At 68.0% G+C, this 21,010-nt stretch carries 13 protein-coding genes and 1 riboswitch; of the genes, 10 read left to right on the forward strand and 3 right to left on the reverse strand.

The window, feature by feature from the left end:
- Together ACGFH6_RS42900 and ACGFH6_RS42905 are read left to right on the forward strand one after the other, a co-directional pair.
- Positions 1–6,702, forward strand: coding sequence for a polymorphic toxin-type HINT domain-containing protein (locus tag ACGFH6_RS42900; RefSeq protein WP_393396793.1), 6,702 nt, complete (start codon positions 1–3; stop codon positions 6,700–6,702).
- Between the two features lie 2 nt (positions 6,703–6,704).
- Positions 6,705–7,043 carry a hypothetical protein gene (locus ACGFH6_RS42905; RefSeq protein ID WP_393396795.1) on the forward strand — a complete coding sequence of 113 codons (339 nt, stop codon included), beginning with the start codon at positions 6,705–6,707 and terminating at the stop codon, positions 7,041–7,043.
- Positions 7,044–7,119: 76 nt separating this feature from the next.
- On the opposite strand, the gene ACGFH6_RS42910 is transcribed toward ACGFH6_RS42905, so the two are convergent.
- Entirely contained in the window at positions 7,120–8,406 is a 1,287-nt protein-coding gene (locus ACGFH6_RS42910; protein ID WP_393396797.1) for a class I SAM-dependent methyltransferase, read from the reverse strand.
- Entirely contained in the window at positions 8,403–9,782 is a 1,380-nt protein-coding gene (locus ACGFH6_RS42915; protein ID WP_393396799.1) for an FAD-binding oxidoreductase, read from the reverse strand. The genes ACGFH6_RS42910 and ACGFH6_RS42915 overlap by 4 nt, the downstream gene beginning before the upstream one ends.
- Before the next feature lie 76 nt (positions 9,783–9,858).
- On the opposite strand from ACGFH6_RS42915, the gene ACGFH6_RS42920 reads away from it, so the two are divergent.
- The 5 genes from ACGFH6_RS42920 to ACGFH6_RS42940 all read left to right on the forward strand — a co-directional run bounded on the left by ACGFH6_RS42920 (position 9,859) and on the right by ACGFH6_RS42940 (position 15,175).
- Positions 9,859–10,791 carry a 2-hydroxyacid dehydrogenase gene (locus ACGFH6_RS42920; protein ID WP_393396801.1) on the forward strand — a complete coding sequence of 311 codons (933 nt, stop codon included), beginning with the start codon at positions 9,859–9,861 and terminating at the stop codon, positions 10,789–10,791.
- Between the two features lie 12 nt (positions 10,792–10,803).
- On the forward strand, positions 10,804–11,898 hold the full coding sequence (locus ACGFH6_RS42925) for a WD40/YVTN/BNR-like repeat-containing protein (protein WP_393396803.1): 1,095 nt from the start codon (positions 10,804–10,806) through the stop codon (positions 11,896–11,898).
- A gap of 2 nt (positions 11,899–11,900) precedes the next feature.
- Positions 11,901–12,182 carry a ubiquitin-like small modifier protein 1 gene (locus ACGFH6_RS42930; protein WP_393396805.1) on the forward strand — a complete coding sequence of 94 codons (282 nt, stop codon included), beginning with the start codon at positions 11,901–11,903 and terminating at the stop codon, positions 12,180–12,182.
- A 42-nt stretch (positions 12,183–12,224) separates the two neighbouring features.
- Entirely contained in the window at positions 12,225–12,767 is a 543-nt protein-coding gene (locus tag ACGFH6_RS42935; protein WP_393396807.1) for an AAA family ATPase, read from the forward strand.
- Positions 12,768–12,907: 140 nt separating this feature from the next.
- Complete coding sequence (locus ACGFH6_RS42940) at positions 12,908–15,175, forward strand: MMPL family transporter (RefSeq protein ID WP_393396809.1); 2,268 nt, start codon at positions 12,908–12,910, stop codon at positions 15,173–15,175.
- A gap of 5 nt (positions 15,176–15,180) precedes the next feature.
- Here the strand turns inward: ACGFH6_RS42940 and ACGFH6_RS42945 are convergent, their stop codons facing one another.
- Positions 15,181–16,092: a 5-aminoimidazole-4-carboxamide ribonucleotide transformylase gene (locus ACGFH6_RS42945; protein WP_393396811.1), complete on the reverse strand. Its 912-nt coding sequence runs from the start codon at positions 16,090–16,092 to the stop codon at positions 15,181–15,183.
- Positions 16,093–16,119: 27 nt separating this feature from the next.
- Positions 16,120–16,204, reverse strand: a riboswitch (ZMP/ZTP riboswitch).
- Between the two features lie 38 nt (positions 16,205–16,242).
- On the opposite strand from ACGFH6_RS42945, the gene ACGFH6_RS42950 reads away from it, so the two are divergent.
- The 3 genes from ACGFH6_RS42950 (at position 16,243) to ACGFH6_RS42960 (ending at position 21,007) form a co-directional block, all read left to right on the forward strand.
- Positions 16,243–17,232 carry a hypothetical protein gene (locus ACGFH6_RS42950; RefSeq protein ID WP_393396813.1) on the forward strand — a complete coding sequence of 330 codons (990 nt, stop codon included), beginning with the start codon at positions 16,243–16,245 and terminating at the stop codon, positions 17,230–17,232.
- Positions 17,233–17,294: 62 nt separating this feature from the next.
- Positions 17,295–18,962 carry a dihydroxy-acid dehydratase gene (gene ilvD / locus ACGFH6_RS42955; protein WP_393396815.1) on the forward strand — a complete coding sequence of 556 codons (1,668 nt, stop codon included), beginning with the start codon at positions 17,295–17,297 and terminating at the stop codon, positions 18,960–18,962.
- A gap of 296 nt (positions 18,963–19,258) precedes the next feature.
- Complete coding sequence (locus tag ACGFH6_RS42960) at positions 19,259–21,007, forward strand: acetolactate synthase large subunit (protein WP_393396817.1); 1,749 nt, start codon at positions 19,259–19,261, stop codon at positions 21,005–21,007.
- The last annotated feature ends 3 nt before the right edge of the window (positions 21,008–21,010 follow it).

Genomic DNA, 21,010 nt, shown 5'->3' on the forward strand with positions numbered 1-21,010 from the left:
ATGCGATCACTTCACACCAAGCGGCGGCGGATGGCCGCGCTGGTTACCTTGCTCGGCGTCAGCCTGGTGGCAGGTGTGGCGGCGTACGTCCCCGAGGCAGAGGCCAAGACGCCGAGCCGGCCCGCGCCGGCGGTGCAGCAGGAGAAGCCGACGCCGGGCAAGAACTTCGTCCCGGCGCCGGCGGCCCAGTCGAAGCAGGCCGTGGCGGCCTCGAAGGTGCCCCCGGCTCCGGTATGGCCGGAGGCGTCGGTCTCGACGGTCGGCGCCTCGGTGCAGAGCAAGGTCGCATCATCCGTGTCCGCCTCCGTCAGTGCGACGGCCCGGAGTACAGCGTCCCCGTCTGCGAAGCTCGAGGTGCTCGGTCAGGCCGACAGCAACCGGCTCGGCGTCACCGGTGTCGCGATGCGTCTCAGCCGGACGGACGCGCAGGCAGCGCCCGCGAAGGTGAAGGTCCAGTTCGACTATTCGAAGTTCGCGAGCGCCTACGGCGGCGACTGGTCGTCGCGGCTTCGGCTGGTCGAACTGACCTGCACCGCCGCCACCACCTGTACGCAGGAACGGCCGGTGGCGGCGACGCGCAACAACGTCGACACCAAGGTCGTGTCCGGTGAGGTCCAGCTTGCTGCCAAGCAGGCGACGAGTCAGTTCACCACGCTGGCCCTGACGGCTGGGGCATCCGGCCCGGCCGGCTCCTACGCGGCGACGACGCTCTCGCCCTCGGCGACCTGGAACGTCGGGGCTCAGACCGGCGACTTCACCTGGAGCTATCCGCTCCGCGTCCCGCCGGGTACGGCCGGTCCCAAGCCCGAGCTCGCGATCAGCTACAGCTCCGGGTCGGTCGACGGGCAGGTGGCGTCGACGAACAACCAGACCTCGTGGATTGGCCAGGGGCATTCTCTGGAGCCTGGCTTCATCGAGCGCAAGTACGTGTCCTGCGCCGATGACATGACCAACAGCAACACGACCGTGAAGACCGGCGACCTGTGCTGGAAGTCCGACAACGCGGTCCTCTCGCTGGGCAGCCACTCCGGTGAACTGCTGAAGATCAGCAGCGACCCGGTCGCGAAGATCGACACGTTCCGGTTGAAGAACGACGACGGTTCGCTGATCCAGCGCCGCTACGGCGCGACGAACGGCGCCAAGGACGGCGAGTACTGGCAGGTCACGACCACGGACGGAACGAAGTACTCCTTCGGTCTCAACCCGAGCGTGCCCGGCAACGCCCGTTCCGACTCGGTCAGCACGGTCCCGGTCTTCGGCAACCAGGTCGGTGAGCCGTGCTACCAGGCGACGTTCGCCGCGTCGTACTGCACTCAGGCCTGGCGCTGGAACGTCGACCGGGTGGTTGACCTCAGCAACAACCTGATGAGCTACCGGTACATCCAGGAGAGCAACTACTACGGCCGCAACAACAACACCGGCGTCTCGATCTACCAGCGCGCCAGCTACCCGTGGATCATCGACTACGGAAAGGTTGCCGGCAGCACCGAGACGACCACGGCCGCGCCGACCCGGGTCTGGTTCGGCGTCTCCGAGCGGTGCCTCCCCGGTGGAACGGTGACCTGTGACCCGGCCCAGCTGACCGCGGCGAACGCCTCGCGCTGGCCGGACACGCCGTTCGACCAGCTCTGTACGTCGTCGACCACCTGCCCGAACCGGACCTCGCCGTCGTTCTTCACCCGCAAGCGGCTGACCACGATCAACACCGAGGTCCTCGGCAGCAACAACACCTACAACCCGGTCGACACCTGGACCCTGACCCAGGACTATCCGGCCACGGACGTCGCGCCGTCGTTGTTCCTGCGCTCGATCACCCACCAGGGCCGGGTCGGCACAGCGTTGACGAACCCCAGCGTCACGTTCACCGGTATCGACAAGCCGAACCGGGTCGACGCCATCGGCGACGGCGCCCCGGCGATGGTGAAGTACCGCGTCTCGTCGGTCACGTCGGAATCGGGTCAGACGACCAACGTCAACTACAGCGCCGCGGACTGCACGCCGACCTCGAAACCGGCCAACGTGGCGACCAACACCCGGTTGTGCTTCCCGGTCTACTGGACCATCGACGGCGGCGCCGCGCCGACCCTGCAGTGGTTCAGCAAGTACGTCGTCACGTCTGTCGCGGTCGACGACCAGACCACCGATGCCCCCGACCAGCAGACGACGTACGAGTATCTGGGAACACCGGCCTGGCACTTCGACGACAACGAACTGACGCTGCTGAAGTACCGCAGTTGGGGTGACTGGCGCGGGTATTCCAAGGTCAACGTGAAGGCCGGACCGCTCGGCAACCAGACTCAGACGCAGTACACCTTCTTCCGCGGGATGCACGACGACTACCTCGACCCTGCGGGGACGACGAAGAAGACGGCGATCGTGACCGACAGCCAGGGCGGCACGATCGAGGACGCGAACCGGTACAACGGGTTCGTCCGCGAGGAGATCACGTACGACGGTGCCGGTGGCGCCGAGGTCGAGGGGACCATCTCCACGCCGTGGGTGACCGCGACGGGTACGGCCGGTGGCGACACCGCGATGATCCTGCGGACCAAGTCGTCGGTGACCCGGACGCGGTTGAGCAGCGGCAGTTACCGTACGGCGGGCTCGGTGACGACCTTCGACTCGGTCGGTCTGCCCACCTCGGTCGACGACCTGGGTGATCTGGCAACGACTGCGGACGACCGGTGCACCCGCTACACCTACAACCGCAACAACGACCTGTGGCTGCTGAGCCCGGTGAGCCGCGAGGAGACGGTTTCCGTTGCCTGTGGTGCGACGCCGGACCGTCCCACTCAGGTGATCTCCGACGAGCGCAGCTACTACGACGGGAAGACCGGTCTGGCGGACGCGCCGGTCCGGGGCCTCGTCACCAAGGTCGAGACCATGAGCGGCTGGACCTCCGGCCCGGTCTACGAGCAGCGCTCGCGGACGTCGTACGACGCGCTCGGCCGGATCGTCGGGACCTGGGACGGCCTGAACCGGCAGACCAGCACGGTCGCCTTCGTTCCGGCCACCGGCGGCCCGGTGACAGGGATGACCACCACGGACGCCAAGGGATTCGTCAACACGACCACGGTTTCCCCGGCCTGGGGAGCCACTCTGGCCGAGGTCGACCCGAACGGACGCCGTACCGATCTCGCGTACGACGCGTTCGGGCGGCTGACCGGGGTCTGGCTGCCGAACCGCTCCAAGGCCGGCGGCGCGACCGCGTCGATGATCTTCAGCTACCTGGTGTCGAAGACCGCGCCCAACGTCGTCGCGACCCAGGAGCTCAAGCCGGACGGCACCTACAAGACGAGCCGGACGCTGTTCGACGGTTTGCTGAGACAGCGCCAGGTGCAGACGCCCGCGGCAACTGGTCTCGGCCGGGTTCTGATCGACACCAGGTACGACGCCCGCGGCAACGTGGCGAGTCAGGACGGGCCGTACTACGACAACACGTCCGCACCGTCCAACACGCTCTTCGACGCCGACGAGCCGAATCTGCCGGCCCGGACGCTCACCACCTACGACGGCGCGAACCGCGCCATCCTGTCGCAGTTCGTCGTCCAGAACGCGGAGAAGTGGCGCACCCAGACGATCTACGGCGGCAATGCGGTCGCGGTGATCCCGCCGGAGGGCGCGACCACCACGATCAAGATGCTCGATGCCCGGGGCAAGGTCACGGAGCTCCGGCAGTTCCACGGCCGTGCGGCCGGTGGTGACTACGACTCGACCAAGTACACCTACACCCCGGACGATCAGCTGGAGACCGTCACCAACGCGGCCGGCAGTGTCTGGAGCTACGGCTACGACCTGCGCGGTCGGCAGATCCGGGCCGACGACCCCGACAAGGGCACCACGACCTCGGTGTACGACGCGGCGGACCGGGTCGTGTCCACCAAGGACGCGCGTGGGCAGGAGCTCTACTTCTCCTACGACGAGTTGGACCGCAAGACCGCCGTACGCAACGGATCGGCGACCGGCCCCGTGCTGGCGAGCTGGGTGTACGACACGCTCGGCAAGGGACTGCTGACGTCGTCCACCCGCACGATCAATGGCAACAACTATGTGTCCGCCATCACCGGATACGACTCGATGGATCGCCCGGTCGGCACTCAGGTCGTCATCCCGGCGTCCGAAGGCAAGCTGGCCGGCACCTATGCGAGCACCACGCAATACAACCCGGACGGCACCGTCAAGAAGGCCAAGCTGCCGACCACGCCGGGACTGCCGGACGAAACGATCGACCTCTCGTACGACGCATCCGGGAACCTGTCGAAGATGGGCGGCTGGCAGGCCTACGTCAGTGGAACTGTCTACGGAGAGTACGGCGACCCGCTGCAGTACCACGCCGGTCAGCAGACCGGGAAGGGCGTCTACCAGTCGTTCGAGTACGAGCAGGGCACGCGGCGGCTGGCCAAGATGAAGGTCGACCGCGAAGCGGTCCTGCAGACCGACGACACCTTCGTCTACGGGTACGACGACGCGTCGAACGTCACGTCGATCTCCCACCAGTACGGCACGTCGCTCGATCTCCAGTGCTTCGCGACCGACTACCTGCAGCGGACCACCGAGGCATGGACTCCGGCGAGCAAGTGCACGGATGCGCGGTCCGCGTCCACGTTGGGCGGCCCAGCGCCGTACTGGCAGTCGTATTCGTACGACGCGTCGGGCAACCGGACCGGCCTGGTCGACCACAAGGTGGCTGGGGACACCACATCGACCTACGCGTACCCGGCGCCGACGGCCGCTCGGCCGCACGCGGTCACTGGTGTGTCCGCCGCAGGCCCGGGTGGAACATCGGCCGACACGTACGGGTATGACGCCGCCGGCAACTTGGCGACGCGGACGGTCGGCGGTGACACGGACGCGTTCACCTGGGATGCGGAAGGTCACGTGGCGTCCGTCAGCGGCCCGGACGGCGACACCAGCTTCGTCTACGACGCGGACGGCAGTCGCCTGATCCGTCACGATCCGAAGGGAGCCACGCTCTACCTCGCGTCGGCCGAGGTCCGCTGGGACAAGACCACGGACACAGCCGGCTCGACCCGGTACTACGACTTCAACGGCGCGACGATTGCCATGCGCAACAACAGTTCGTCGGTCGAGTACCTGATGGCGGACCCGCACGGCACCGCGTCGGTGTCCGTCGACGGACTGACGACGACCGTGTCCCGTCGCCTGATGGACCCGTTCGGCAACACCCGGGGTACGACATCACCGACCTGGGAACCGAACTCCCGCGGCTTCGTCAACGGCGTCGACGATCCGTCGACCGGATTGACACATCTCGGCGCCCGCGAGTACGACCCGAAGCTCGGCCGCTTCATCAGTGTCGACCCGCTGGTCGACATCGCCGATCCGCAGACCCTCAACGCCTACGCCTACTCCAACAACAGCCCGGCGACGTTCAGCGACCCCGACGGCCTGATGTTCCTGGGCGGCCGGGGCGAGGACGGGCCCGAGTACCGCAACGGCGGCTCGAACAACGTCGAGGAGTACCAGAAGTCCAAGAAGGAGGGCCGCGGCGGCCTCATCTCCTACAAGGACGACGACGGCAAGCAGATCAACACCTGGGAAGAGTCCGAGATCTCCCAGCACACCCAGAAGGTCAAGGAGACCAAGAAGCGCATCAAGAAGGTCATCAAGGACCTGGTCAAGATCGTCGCCGACGAACTGGGCATCACCGACGCCCTCAACTGCTTCACCAACGGCGACATCGGCGGCTGCATCGCCACCGGCGTCACCATCTTGTCCTCCTTCGCCGGAGGCATCGCCGGCAAACTCATCAGCAGATACCTCCTCCATGCCAAGAAGGCCTGGAAACTCATCGGCCGCATCAAAGACCTGGTCGGCGAAGCCATCGACGGCATCAAGGGCCTCCGCAAAGCCGAAGACGAACTCACGGATGCGGCGTCCTGTGTGTGGAACTCGTTCGTGTCGTCAACCAAGGTGGTGCTGTCCGACGGCAGCGAGATGACCATCGACAAGGTGAGGGTCGGCGACAAAGTGCGGGTCACCGATCCGCAGACCGGGGCGACCACCGACAGATCGGTCGTTCGGACGATCATCGGACGTGGGCAGAAGACGCTGGTCACGATCACCCTCCAGGTTGCCGCGAGGAACGGCAACTCCGAGACCACTGCCGTGACAGCCACGGACGGACACCCCTTCTACGTCCCCGCGCTGAAGCGGTGGATCGAGGCGTCTGAGCTTCGCGCGGGAATGGCTCTGGAGAGCCTGGACAAGGGTGTCGTGGTCACTGTGTCGCAGGTGAGTTCCCGGACGACCCAGGCTGTGGTCTACAACCTGACAGTCAACGACGTTCACACCTACTACGTAGGCACCACCGGCCAGTCCGAGGCTCGGGTCCTGGTGCACAACTGCGGCCGGCAGATCTACGAGGCCGGCGGAAAGCACGGCCCGACAGCTCGCAGTTCGTCCCGCGGCGTGAACAGCGCCGAGCCTTCGGACGGTCAGGCCGCACTGGACAACTCGGTGCAGATCAAATCGACGTCACCCCGGCGGGTTGGGCGGAGCAGCGGTGAGACCGTGATTCTCGACCGGACGGAGATGCGCGCCTGTGGCTGCACGGTCGAGGGAGGAACCGACGAGATTTACCATGGTCACGTACCAGGCGATTTTCAGACCGCGCCGAGTATGGCCAGGGCGAGATCTGTGCTGACGAAGGCCATCAAGAGCGGGCTGGTGACCAATTGAAGGTGACGGAGGATGAACTCCGTTGGCGGGCGGGGCGCGTCGGGGCCGTTGAGAATGGGACGACGACCGACGCGACCGCTGCGCTGCTGGATCTGACGTACAACGAGGTGGATCGTGCGTGGTTGCAGCGCTTCTTGTTGGAGTGCACGGCGGTCGGGCGCGATCCTCAGGTCCGCCGTCTCGCCGTCACCTGTCTTGGTCATGTGGCACGGCTCGACGGTCGGATCGACGACGCGGTTCGGGAGCGCCTCCAGCAACTGATGTCCGATCCTGACCTCGGTGGGACAGCCGAGGACGCGCTGGGCGACATCCTGGACTACGTCGACCGGCAGCGCTCGTAGCCGTAACGAGGCGTCCCGACTCTCCCAGCTCTGACGAAGAGGCTCCAGCGGAAGGATCGCTGGAGCCTCTCGTTTGTCAGCTGAGCCAGGTGGGGCGGAGGGGGAAGTGGGCGTTGGATTGGTTGTCCAGTTTTACTGCCAGGAACTGGTGGAGTTGGGTGTTGTTGCGTTCGAAGCCGACTCGGCAGGCGGCTAGGTAGAGGCCCCAGATCTTGGCGATGGGGTGGCCTACCTCGGCGACGGCCTCGTCCCAGTGGGTCTGGAGGTTGTCGGACCAGGCGGCCAGGGTGAGGGCGTAGTGCTCGCGGAGGTTCTCCGAGTGGCGGACCTCGAAGCCGGCGTCCTGGGCTTCGGCGATGATGCGGCCGGAGCCGATCAGTTCGCCGTCGGGGAAGATGTAGCGGTCGATGAAGGCGCCGGTGGAGCGGAACCGGTTGTCCGGCCGGGTGATGCAGTGGTTCAGCAGCCGGCCGCCGGGCTTGAGCCGGTCCAGCAGGAAACCGAAGTACGACGGATAGTTGCGTACGCCGATGTGCTCCGTCAGGCCGATCGAGCTGATCGCGTCGAAGTCGCGCTCCGGCACATCGCGGTAGTCGAGGAACCGTACCTCGGCCAGATCCTCCAGCCCTTCGGCCTTGATCGCCTCCGACGCCCACTCGGCCTGCGCCGACGACAACGTGACGCCCAGCGCGCGTACGCCGTACTCGCGGGCCGCGTGCCGGACCATGCCGCCCCACCCGCACCCGACGTCGAGCAGCCGCTGGCCCGCCTTCAGGTCGAGCTTCCGCGCCACCAGGTCGTACTTCTCGTACTGCGCCTGCTCCAGGGTCGCGTCCGCCGACGGGTACACCGCGCAGGTGTACGTCATCGACGGCCCGAGGATCCACTCGTAGAAAGCGTTCGACACGTCGTAGTGGTGGTGGATGGCGGACTTGTCCCGGGTCCGCGAGTGCCGCAGTCCCTCGAACGTACGGCGCCACTTCGGCAGGTGCTCCTGCGGCGGGGGCGGCGGTGGTTTCAGGTGGCTCCAGCCGAGCCCGCGGACAATGCGCAGCGCCTCCGCCGTCGTGGGGCGCTCGAAGTGGAGCTGGTTGAGCATCATCCGCATCAGCTCGTACGGATTGGCCGGGTGCACGCCGGTGATCTCCAGATCGCCCATCACGTAGGCGCGGACCAGGCCGAGGTCGCCGGGCGCCGTGAGTACGTAGGACAGGCCGCGCTCGGACGCGAGGTGCATGTGGATCGGCGAATCCTCCGGGCCGGTCGCGCTGCCGTCGTACGCCGTGAACCGGAACGGGAGACCGTCCGGGGTCACTGTCGTGAGTGCATCGGCAATCGAAACCTGGGTCGCAAGCGTCGTCATCGGCGCGTCACCGCCTTCTCGTAGAGCCCGGTGAGCCGGGCGTCGGGGTCGTACCGTTTCTTCACCGCGTTCAAGGCCGGAACGTTGTAGAGGCGGTCGAACGTGTCGCGGTCGTAGTAGGCGTCGGAGTACAGCGACTTGTGGCCGTCGAAACGCGCGACGGCGTCCTCGATCGCCCGGTTCACGTCACCGTCGGCGGCACCGTCGGCCATGGCCACGGTGCCCCAGAAGCCGACGTTCACGTACGTCTCGCCGGGCTTCAGCGGATACAGCGGCCAGTCGGTGGACCCGCGCAGCCGCAGCGGGCACAGCCACACCGGCCGCATCCCCACCTCGGCGTCGAACCAGCGCAGGAACCCGGCCAGCCGCGACGCCGGAATCTCGACGTCCTGGACGACGCGTTCGCGGTCGGCGTGGCCGCGCCGGCGATTGAGCCGCGCGGCAACGTGATGCCGGTTCTCGAAGCCGACGATCTTGTGGAACACGTCGCTGCGCCGCCAGCGCCGCGGCCACACCCGCCGTACCCAGGGGTTCTGCGCGCCGAAGGCGGCCGAGCACCAGAACCAGTCGGTGTCCCAGCGCCACAGATAGTCGTGTGCGGTGAGGAAATCGGTCGGTCGTTGCTGGATCGAGCGGTAGTAGATCTGCTGGCCGGTGTAGTCGCTGGTCCGCACCGCCGCGTCGCTGTTGCGACCGAGCGTCAGATACGCCTCCGACGGCGTGAACGCCACCCCGTCGACGAAGTGCACCGGCTCGCCCTCGTACATGCCGGAGGCAACGATCTCCTCGATCACCGGGCCGAGCCGGTCCAGGTCGACCCGCACATGCCGCAGCGCGACGTACGGCGAGATCCGGTCGAGCTCGATCCGCAGCCGGGTCGCGTAGCCGAGGGTGCCGTAGGAGTTCGGGAAGGTGCGGAACAGCTCCGCGTGCTCACCGTCGGGCCGGGCTGTGACGAGCTGGCCGGCCCCGGTGAGGATGTCGAGTTCGAGCACCGACTCGTGCGGCAGCCCGGCGCGGAACGACGACGACTCGATGCCGAGTCCGGTGACCGCGCCGCCGAGGGTGATGGTCTTCAGTTGCGGGACGACCATCGGGGTGAGGCCGTGCGGCAACGTCGCCGCGACCAGGTCCTCGTACGTGCACATGCCCTGGACGTCGGCCGTCCGCGCCACCGCATCGACATCGATCACGCCGGTCAGTCCGGACACATCGAGGCCGGCCTGGTCGATCTCGGCTCTCGGCCGGAACAAGTTGGAACTGCGCTTCGCCAGCCGGACGGGCCTGCCTGCGGGGATCCGTTCGTACGACGCCCGCAGCTGCCCTACCGCCTGATCGTGATCGAGAGTCCGGACCGGATCCGATATCGAAGGCACCGATCCAGAGTACGACGACGCCTCGTGCCTGGCACGGGAGTTCACACTGTCGGAGTGGCCGAGTAGGTTCGTGGGCATGGCTGATGTGGTGAAGGCATGGCTGCCCTGGGAGGACCCCGGCTCCTTCCTCGGCGGGCTGCCCGCGGGTTTCGACGTGGACTTCTTCGATGGTGACGAGCGGCCGGCGTCGCTCGCGGAGGTCGAGTTCTACGTTCCGGGGTACATGGGCGGTGACCGGGTGATCCAGGTCGTCCGGGAGATGCCGAATCTCAAGGTCGTGCAGACCCAGACGGCCGGGTTCGAGCATGTCGTGCCGCACCTGGCCGACGGAGTCATTTTGTGCAATGCCCGCGGCGTCCATGACGCGTCCACCGCGGAGCTGGCGGTCGGCCTGATCCTGGCGTCGTACCGGCGCCTGCCGCGAGCCGTCCGCAACCAGGAGCGGGAGGTCTGGCCGTCGTCGTACACCGAGCTGGACGACTCGCTCGCGGACCGGACGGTGATGATCCTCGGATACGGGTCGATCGGGGAGGCGCTGGAGCGGCGGCTGACCGGGTTCGAGTGCGAGATCATCCGGGTCGCTCGGCGGCCCCGGGAGGGTGTGCACCCGATCACCGACCTGCCTGAGCTGCTCCCGCGCGCGGATGTCGTCGTCGTGCTGACGCCGGCGACCGCCGAGACGCGGGGGATGGTGGACGCGAAGTTCCTGGCCCAACTGAAGGACGGCGCGCTGCTGGTGAACGTCGCACGCGGTGTCGTCGTGGACACGGACGCGTTGCTGGCGGAGCTCAGCTCCGAGCGGATCAGCGCCGCGCTCGACGTGACCCATCCCGAGCCGTTGCCCACCGGACATCCGCTGTGGTCGGCTCCGAACGTTCTGATCAACCCGCACCGTGGCGGCGCGTCGACGGCGTTCGAGCCGCGCGTCGCCCGCCTGGTGCGGGCCCAGCTGGAGCGCTACGCGAACGGGGAAGCACTCGTCAATGTGGTGGCGGGCCCACCACGCTAAAGGAGGACAACGATGTCCGAGGCCGTACTGCTGATCGGGACCAAGAAGGGGCTCTGGATCGGCCGGAGCGACGCCGCGCGCAAGGACTGGAACCTGGACGGTCCGGTGCCGGAGTTCGAGATGCAGAGTGTGTACGCGGTCGGCATCGACACGCGCGGCGACCGGCCCCGGCTGTTCGTCGGCGGGACCAGCGAGCACTGGGGCCCGGCGGTGTTCCACTCCGACGACCTCGGGACAAGCTGGGACGAGCCTCCGCAGGGCTCGATCGGGTTTCCGGAGGGCTCCGACGCGTCGCTCGAGCGGGTCTGGCAGATCCAGCCGGCGCCCGAATCGCAGCCCGGAGTCGTGTACGCCGGGACGCAGCCGTCGGCGCTGTGGAAGTCGACCGACGGCGGAGTGACGTTCGAGTTGGTCCGCGGCCTGTGGGACCACCCGCACCGCAAGGAGTGGGGTGCCGGCTTCGGCGGGCAGGCGGTGCACACCGTGCTCCCGCACCCGAGCGACCCCGGGCGGGTGAGTGTCGCGATGTCGACCGGTGGCGTGTACCAGACCACCGACGGCGGTGCGTCGTGGTCGCCGGCGAACCAGGGAATCCAGGCGAAGTTCTTCCCCGACCCGTATCCGGAGTTCGGGCAGTGTGTGCACAAGCTGGCCGGCCATCCCGACGTACCGGACCGGATGTTCGCGCAGAACCACCACGGCGTCTACCGGTCCGACGACGGTGGCGCGATCTGGAAGTCGATCGCTGACGGTCTGCCGTCGGACTTCGGGTTCCCGATCGTGGTGCATCCGCACGAGCCCGACACGGTGTACGTCTTCCCGTTGGTGGCGGACGCGAACCGGATCCCCACCGAGGCCAATTGCCGCGTCTACCGGTCCCGCGACGCCGGAGCGACCTGGGAGCCGTTGTCCAGCGGACTGCCCGACGTCTCGTTCGTGCCGGTCCTGCGCGACGCGATGACGACCGACTCGGCCGACCCGGCTGGGGTGTACGTCGGCACGCGCGACGGGTGCGTGTACGCGAGCGCGGATGCCGGTGACACGTGGGTCGGGGTGGCGAGTCACCTGCCGGACGTGCTCACCGTGCGCGCCGCGGTGCTGGGCTGACGATGGTCGCGGTCAGGCTGCCGACGGTGCTCAGACCGTTCGCGGGCGGAGCCGAGCGGGTCGAGATCGAGGCCGGCGGCGAGCCGACTGTTGCCTCGGTCTTCGCCGCCCTCGAGGCTCAGCACCCAGCGCTTCGCCGGCGCCTGACCGACGAGCAGGGTGCGATCCGTCGGCACGTGAACGTGTATCTCGGCAACGACAACATCCGCGACCTGGACGGTCTGGACACCAAGCTGCCCGCCGAAGCCGAGCTCCTCATCCTCCCCAGCGTCGCCGGCGGCTAAATGGCTGCGGTTTCCGGGGCGGGTTGGCTAGTGTCTCGCAGCATGAACGGCGAGCTGATCGTGCTGACCGGAACGCCTGGTGCAGGCAAGTCGACAGTGGCCGAGTTGGTTGCCACGGATGCGGAACGCCTGACAGTGCATCTCCTGACCGATCAGTTCTACACGGCCATCCGCACCGGCTTCGTGCCGCCGTACATGCCTGGGGCGGCGGACCAGAACGACGTGGTCATCGACGTGATGGTCGGGGCCGCCACGACGTACGCACGAGGCGGGTACGACGTCGTGGTGGACGGGGTCGTCGGCCTCCACTACGTGCCACCGTTCCGCGCCGCCGCGGAGCGGGCCGGCCTGGTGCTGTCGTACGTCGTGCTCCGGCCGGATCTCGAGACCACGCTGGCCCGCGCCCGGGACCGGGGCGGCGACTCGCTGAAGGATGCCGAGGCGATCACCGGGCTGCACCAGCTCTTCGCCGACCTGGGTGAGCTGGAGTCGCACGCGATCGACACCAGCGGGCTCGACGTGCAGCGGACGGCGGACGAAGTACGGCGTGCTGTCTCGTCCCAGCGCTTCCGCCTGGTCGGGTGACGACGAAGAGCGATCCCGCGGTGGCGTAGAGATGCGGACAGTGACCAAGGGGTTGTCGCGCGGTCGCGCCCGGCCTACTGTCGGCGAAGGGGCGCGCGGCGGGGCCGCGGCCTGGGGGCGCCTGGGGGAGGGGGCGCCCTATGCATGCGTTTCTGGATCGGCTCGGCCGGGGGGCCGCACGATTTCACTGGTTCGTGATCGCCGGCTGGCTGGTCGCCGTGATTGGGTTGTTCGTCCTGCGGGCGGCGTTCGGCGGTACGTATGTCAACAACTACACGGTCCCGGGCAGTGAATCGTCTGCTGGATTGACGATCCTGAACAAGGACTTCTCCACGGCCGGCGGTTACTCCGGATCGATCGTCTTCCATGCGAAGTCCGGGACGGTCTCCGAGCAGTCCGACGCGGTCAAGACGTCGATGGCGGCGGTCGGCAAGCTGCCTGACGTCGTCTCGGCCGTCGATCCGCTCGCGACGTCGTCGACGGCGTACATCTCGAAGGACGGCAGCGTCGTCAACGCTCCGGTGTCGTTCTCGGTGGTGCCGGCGTCGCTCGACAGCAGCTACCTCGACAAGCTGGACGCGGCCGTCCAGCCGGCCCGCGCAGCAGGACTCGAGGTCGAGTACGGCGGAGGCGCCGGGCAGATCGGCAAGCAGGCCGACGATGCGCTCTCGGAGGCCATCGGTCTCGCGCTGGCGCTGCTGTTGCTGTTCCTGATGTTCCGCTCCATCGTCGCGTCCGCGCTGCCGTTGGTGGCAGCGGTCTTCAGCGTCGGCGGTGGCCTGGCGATCCTCGGCCTGCTCGCGGCCGTGAAGGACTTCCCGGTGTCGGCACCGACGGTCGCGACCCTGCTCGGACTGGGCGTCGCGATCGACTACGGGCTCTTCATGGTGTCGCGCCATCGCGAACAACTCGACGACGGGCAAGGCGTCGAGGAGTCCGTCGGCCGGACCGAGTCGACCTCCGGTGCGGCCATCCTGGTCGCCGGTGGGACGGTCGTCATCGCGATCCTCGGCCTGTACGTGTCCGGCGTGCCGTTCGTCGGCGCGCTCGGTCTGTCGTCGGCGATCGTCGTCGCGGTCACCGTGCTGGCAGCCCTCACGCTCATTCCGGCCATGCTCGGTCTGGCCAAGTTCATGGTTCTCAACCGCAAGGACCGGCAGCACCTGGTGGAGGAACGGGAGCTCGAGGCCGGCCTCGAGGACGAGGCGGCCGTGGCCGAACACCGGGCCGAGGAGCGCGAGCGGCGCGACCTCAAACACGAGCAGAGCGCGTTCGCCCGCTGGGGACGCAAGGTCAGCGACCGGCCGTGGCCGTACGGCATCGTCGCCACGCTGGTGCTGCTCGTCCTGGCGATCCCGCTGCTGTCGATGAACCTCGGCCAGCTCGACGCCGGCACGGATCCGGAGCAGGACTCGAGCCGGAAGGCGTACGACCTGGTGGCCCAAGGCTTCGGCCCGGGCGCCAACGGTCCGCTGACGGTCGTCGTACAACTCCCGTCCGAGAGCTCGACCGACAAGCAGACCCTGCTGAACGGTCTCGCGTCGACGTTGCAGAAGACGTCCGGCGTGGCCGCCGTACAGCCGCCGAGCCTGAACAGCACCGGTACGACGGCGATCATCAACGTCATCCCGACCACGTCGCCGTCCGCGGCGGAGACCGAGGACCTGGTCAACCGGATCCGGGACGACGTCCTGGCCGGGCAGCAGGAGCCGACGTACGTCGTGGGCACGACCGCCGGGTACGTCGACTTCACCGAGAAGGTCGCCGGGCGGATGCTGTGGCTGATCGGGGCTGTCGTGCTGCTGGCGTTCCTGCTGCTCACGGTCGCGTTCCGATCGCTCCTGATCGGGATCAAGGCCGCGATCCTCAACCTGCTGTCGGTCGGAGCGGCGTACGGCGTGATCGTCGCGGTGTTCCAGTGGGGCTGGGGATCCTCGTTGGTCGGGATCGACGAGAAGGTGCCGATCCCGTCGTTCGTGCCGATGCTGATGTTCGCGATCGTGTTCGGGTTGTCGATGGACTACGAGGTCTTCCTGCTGTCCCGGGTGCACGAGGCGTGGATCGCGACCAAGGACAGCCATCGCGCCGTGGCGATCGGAATCGGCGCGACGGCCCGGGTCATCACCACCGCGGCCGCGATCATGATCGTGGTCTTCCTCAGCTTCGTCCTCGACGACGACCCGACGGTCAAGATGCTCGCGGTCGGCATGGCGGTCGCCGTACTCATCGACGCCAGCATCGTCCGGATGGTCCTGGTCCCGTCCGTCATGACGCTCCTCGGCGACCGCGCCTGGTGGCTGCCCCGATGGCTCGACCGCATCGTCCCCGACATCCAGCTGGAAGGCGGCCCGCCCGCCCCACCCCCGCCAACCCCCCAAGAAACCCCCAAGGTCGAACCGGTCTCCTGACCTGCTCAATGGCGGAAGAGGCGTACGCCCGTTCGTGACAGCGTGATTCCGCGGGCGGCGCACGCCTCGGCGACCTCGTCGGAGCGGATCGAGCCGCCGGGTTCGGCGATGTGGGCCACGCCGTGGCGGTGGGCTTCGTCGATGTTGTCGACGAAGGGGATGGCGCCGTCGGAGACCATCGCGACACCGATCAGCTGCTCGGACGAGCGGCGGGACCACCACTCGTCTGCTTTCTCGCCGGCCAGGCGGACGCAGTCGACTCGTGACTGCTGGCCGGCGCCGATGCCGATCGTCGTACCGTCCTTCACCATCGCGACCGTGTTCGACTGCGTGTACCGCGCCACGATCATCCCGAGCAACAGATCGCGGGCCGCGGCATCCGGCACGCCCGGATCCAGCAGCTCACGAGTCAACGGCAGATCGTCCCGCTGCTGCGTCAGCCGCAGCCCGTACACCTCGCGCACCTCGTGTTCCGGCGGCTCGAAGGACGCATCGGCTTCGAGAACGAGAAAGGTCCCGCGCTTCTTCCCAGCCAACACTCCGACGACGCCCTCGTCGTACCCGGGCGCAATGATCCCGTCGCTCACGACCCGCTTGAGCACACCCGCAAGCTCGGCATCGACCGGATGCGACACGGCAACGAAATCGCCGTACGACGACTTCGGATCGGCATCACGGGCACGCACATACGCGGCGCTCACCGACTCCGCCAGCGCAGCACCGGCAGGGGAGACGTGCTTGTACGACGCCGCAGCGACCATCCCGAACATCCCGGCCGCCTCTCGCACGAGCTGCCAACCGGTGAGCGCATCCAGGACGTTGATGTACGACGGACTCCCGCTGACGACCGTGAACGGCGCCCGACCCGACACCGGCGTCATCGTGGCGGACTGGTGGGGGTTCATGCCATAACGCATCCAGCGACCTCCGAGATCGAAACACATCGGAGGCGCCCAGGCGGACGACGCCTTGCTTGCCGGCCGACCGCTCCCCGGTGGTACTCCACCCTCGCCAGTCGCGGTCGTTCGGCAGTCTATTCGAGCAACCCGCACACGTACGATCCGAGGATGGGGATCTTCTCTCGGAGGGCGGTGGATGTCTCCAGGCTTCGGCTCGATCAGGCCTGGGCCGATCCCGAGCTCGATCGGGCGTATGCCGCTGTGCGTGCGGGGGATCTGTCGACGGGGATGGCGTTGCTGAAGGCGACGCCGATGAATACCGGGCTGCGGTCGGTGCGGGTGGTGGGCCTGGGGCAGGCGGCGGTCGGGCACAGTCGGCAGTTGGAGTTGCGGCTGGAGGCGTTGCCCAGGGATCCGGATCTGCTCCTGTGGCTTGGGCAGACGTTGGTGTTCGAGGCCTGGGAAGTGCGGAGCGAGAGTCTCGCGAAGTACGTCTCCGAGCAGCAGTTCGCGTCGTTCCACGACGTCCTCGGGACCGCGGGCGCAGTACTGAATCATGCGATCGATACGGCGCCCGGCGATGCGGCCCCGTGGGAGGTGCTGCAGTGGGTCACGGTCGGACTGCAGTCGTCGATGGAAGTGAAGGACGAGGTCTTTCGGTCCGCGGTGGAGCGCCATCCCGAGAGCTATGCCGCGCACAGCGGACGGGTGCAGGTGCTCGCCCCGAAGTGGTCCGGCCTGGAGCTCGCCGAGCTCGTGCACTTCGGTCATCAGGTGGTGGCGAACGCACAGCCGGGTAGCGCGCTCTGCGCCGTCGCCGCACAGGTGATCAACGAGGTGTGGGTCGACGTACTCGGCGACAGCGAGCTCTCCCGGCTGCAGCGCGGCGCCCGCCTGACCCGCGAGATCTCGAACCGGCGGGAGGAACTGCTGGCCGCGAGGGACAAGTGGTGGACCCCCGGACGCGATCAACAGCCGGAGGACATCTCCGCCCACGGCGCGATGGCGTTCGCGTTGAAGGCGGTCGGCGCGAAGGCCGCGGCGATGGAGCACGCCGCACTGACGACAGGCCGGATCGAGAGCCTGCCCTGGGGCTATACCAACGACCCCGACCCCCTCACCGCCTTCGCGACGGCGGTGGCACACCAGATGTCCTGACCCAACCAACGGTGCAGAGCCGTAACGGCGGTGTTCGTTGACCAAGGAATAGAGTGAGCCGCATGGTCGATGTGAAGCCACGGAGCCGGACGGTGACCGACGGGCTGGAGGCGACCGCATCGCGCGGGATGCTTCGCGCGGTCGGGATGGGTGACGACGACTGGGCCAAGCCACAGGTCGGAGTCGCGTCGAGCTGGAACGAGATCACCCCGTGCAACCTGTCCCTGGACCGGCTCGCGAAGGCGGTCAAGGAAGGCGTGCACGCGGCCGGCGGCTATCCGCTGGAGTTCGGCACGATCAGCGTGTCCGACGGCATCTCGATGGGCCACGTCGGCATGCACTACTCGCTCGTCAGCCGCGAGATCATCGCCGACTCGGTCGAGACCGTGATGGAGGCCGAGCGGCTGGACGGCTCGGTGCTGCTGGCCGGCTGCGACAAGTCGCTGCCCGGCATGCTGATGGCCGCGGCCCGGCTCGACCTGGCCTCGGTCTTCCTGTACGCCGGTTCGATCATGCCCGGCAGGCTCGGCGACAAGGACGTCACGATCATCGACGCGTTCGAGGCGGTCGGTGCCTGCCTGCGTGGCCTGATCACGCAGGACGAGGTGGATGCGGTCGAGCGCGCCATCTGCCCAGGCGAAGGTGCCTGCGGCGGCATGTACACGGCCAACACCATGGCCGCCTCCGCCGAAGCGCTCGGTATGTCGCTCCCCGGCTCGGCCGCACCGCCCGCGGTCGACCGACGTCGCGACGGCTACGCGCGCAAGTCCGGCGAGGCCGCGGTCGGCCTTCTGCAGAAGGGGATCACGGCCCGCCAGATCCTCACCAAGGAAGCCTTCGAGAACGCGATCGCCGTCGTGATGGCGCTCGGTGGCTCGACGAACGCCGTACTGCATCTGCTCGCGATCGCGCGGGAGGCCGACGTCGACCTGACCCTGGCGGACTTCAACCGGATCGGCGACCGGGTCCCGCATCTCGGCGACCTCAAGCCGTTCGGGCGCTACGTGATGACGGACGTGGATCGCGTCGGCGGTATCCCGGTGGTCATGCGTTCGCTCCTCGATGCCGGACTGCTGCACGGCGACTGCCTCACCGTCACCGGCAAGACGATGGCCGAGAACCTCGCCGACATCGCCCCGCCGGACGTCGACGGCACGATCATCCGCGCGCTGGACCAGCCGATCCACGGCACCGGTGGCATCACGATCCTGCACGGCTCGCTCGCGCCGGAGGGCGCGGTGGTGAAGAGCGCCGGCTTCGACTCCGACGTCTTCGAAGGTACGGCGCGAGTCTTCGACGGCGAGCGCCCGGCCATGGACGCGGTCGCCGGACTCAACCCCGGCGACGTCGTGGTGATCCGCTACGAAGGCCCGAAGGGCGGCCCCGGGATGCGCGAGATGCTCGCGGTCACCGGCGCGATCAAGGGCGCCGGCCTGGGCAAGGAGGTCCTGCTGCTCACCGACGGCCGTTTCTCCGGCGGTACGACGGGACTCTGCGTGGGCCATGTCGCCCCGGAGGCGGTCGACGGCGGCCCGATCGCGTTCGTCCGTGACGGCGACCGGATCACCCTCGACGTCAAGAACCGCACGCTGGACCTGCACATCAGCCCGGAGGAACTCGAACGCCGCAAGGTCGGCTGGACCCCGAAGACCCCGGCGATCACCAAGGGTGTGCTCGGCAAGTACACCCGCCTGGTCCGCTCGGCGTCCGAAGGGGCTGTCTGCATCTAAGACAGTCATCTCACGATATGAGAGAACGCCGAGCCGAACTTGACCCGATCGCATTCCGTCGGCGACTGTTGCCTACATGCGATCGATTCTCCTCGTACTTGTGCGGCGCGCCGACTGACGCGACCACTGAGTCGAGCGCGCCCCTTCAGCCAACCCGGCGGAAGGGGTTTTTTGTTGCCGATGCGACTATCTGCGACCCAGATGTCGCGAAGCGACAGCCACAAGCGAGGATGGATCGGTCGCGACAACGCCAGATCATCAAGGCCATATCGTGACAGGACTGAGGGAAGGCACTCATGAGTGAGCAGCTGACCGGGGCACAGGCTCTGATCCGCGCACTGGAACATGCCGGAGTGGACACCGTCTTCGGCATCCCGGGTGGCGCGATCCTCCCGGCGTACGACCCGATGCTCGACTCGACCCAGATCCGCCACATCCTGGTACGTCACGAGCAGGGCGCCGGGCACGCCGCCCAGGGGTACGCCTCCGCGTCCGGCAAGACCGGCGTCTGCATGGCGACCTCCGGGCCTGGCGCGACCAACCTGGTGACGCCGATCGCGGACGCGTACATGGACTCGGTCCCGATGGTCGCGATCACCGGCCAGGTGGCCAGCGCCGCGATCGGGACGGACGCCTTCCAGGAGGCCGACATCCGCGGCATCACGATGCCGATCACCAAGCACAACTTCCTGGTCAACGACCCGAACGACATCGCCACCACGGTGGCCGAGGCGTTCCACATCGCCTCGACCGGCCGGCCCGGTCCGGTGCTGGTCGACGTGACCAAGGACGCGATGCAGGCGCGCGTCGACTTCCAGTGGCCGACCGAACTGTCGCTGCCCGGCTACCGGCCGGTGACGCGCCCGCACCCCAAGCAGGTGCGCGAGGCGGCCCGCCTGATCGCGGCGGCCGAGAAGCCGGTCCTGTACGTCGGCGGCGGTGTGATCCGGGCGCAGGCCCACGCCGAGCTGAAGGAACTCGCGGAGCTCCTCGGCATCCCGGTGGTGACCACGCTGATGGCCCGCGGCGCGCTGCCGGACACCCACGACCTGCACTTCGGCATGCCGGGCATGCACGGCTCGGTCTCCGCGGTCGGCGCGCTCCAGCGCTCCGATCTGCTCATCTGCCTGGGTGCCCGCTTCGACGACCGGGTGACCGGCAAGCTCGACTCGTTCGCCCCGGAGGCGAAGGTCATCCACGCCGACATCGACCCGGCCGAGATCGGCAAGAACCGGGCCGCCGATGTGCCGATCGTGGGTGACTGCAAGGAGGTCATCACCGACCTCATCGCCGCGCTCCAGACCGAGATCGCGAACGCCGGCCGGACCCCGTCGTACGACACCTGGCGGCACCAGCTCGAGGCCGTGCGGGCCAAGTACCCGGTCGCGTACGACGAGCCCGAGGACGGCAGCCTGTCCCCGCAGTACGTGATCGAGCGGATCGGCCAGATCGCCGGACCGGACGCCGTCTACACCGCGGGCGTCGGCCAGCACCAGATGTGGGCCGCGCACTACCTCCCGTTCGAGAAGCCGCGCCACTGGCTGAACTCCGGCGGCCTCGGCACGATGGGGTACGCCGTTCCGGCCGCGATGGGAGCCAAGGTCGCCCGGCCGGACAAGACCGTGTGGGCGATCGACGGTGACGGCTGCTTCCAGATGACCAACCAGGAGCTGGTCACCTGCGCGCTGGAGGGCATCCCGATCAAGGTTGCCGTGATCAACAACCAGTCACTGGGCATGGTCCGGCAGTGGCAGACCCTGTTCTACGACAAGCGCTACTCCAACACCGACCTGCACTCGGCCCGGATCCCGGACTTCGCGAAACTGTCCGAGGCGATGGGCGGCGTCGGGCTGCGCTGCTCCGACCGCGACTCGGTCGACGCCACGATCGAGAAGGCGATGGCGGTCACCGACGCGCCGGTGGTGGTCGACTTCGTCGTGCACCGCGACGCGATGGTCTGGCCGATGGTCGCGGCCGGCACCAGCAACGACGACATCCAGATCGCCCGCGACATGGCGCCGGCCTGGGACAGCGAGGAGCTGTAAGCG

It is taken from the genome of Kribbella sp. NPDC049227, assembly GCF_043197265.1.
Classification (GTDB): domain Bacteria; phylum Actinomycetota; class Actinomycetes; order Propionibacteriales; family Kribbellaceae; genus Kribbella.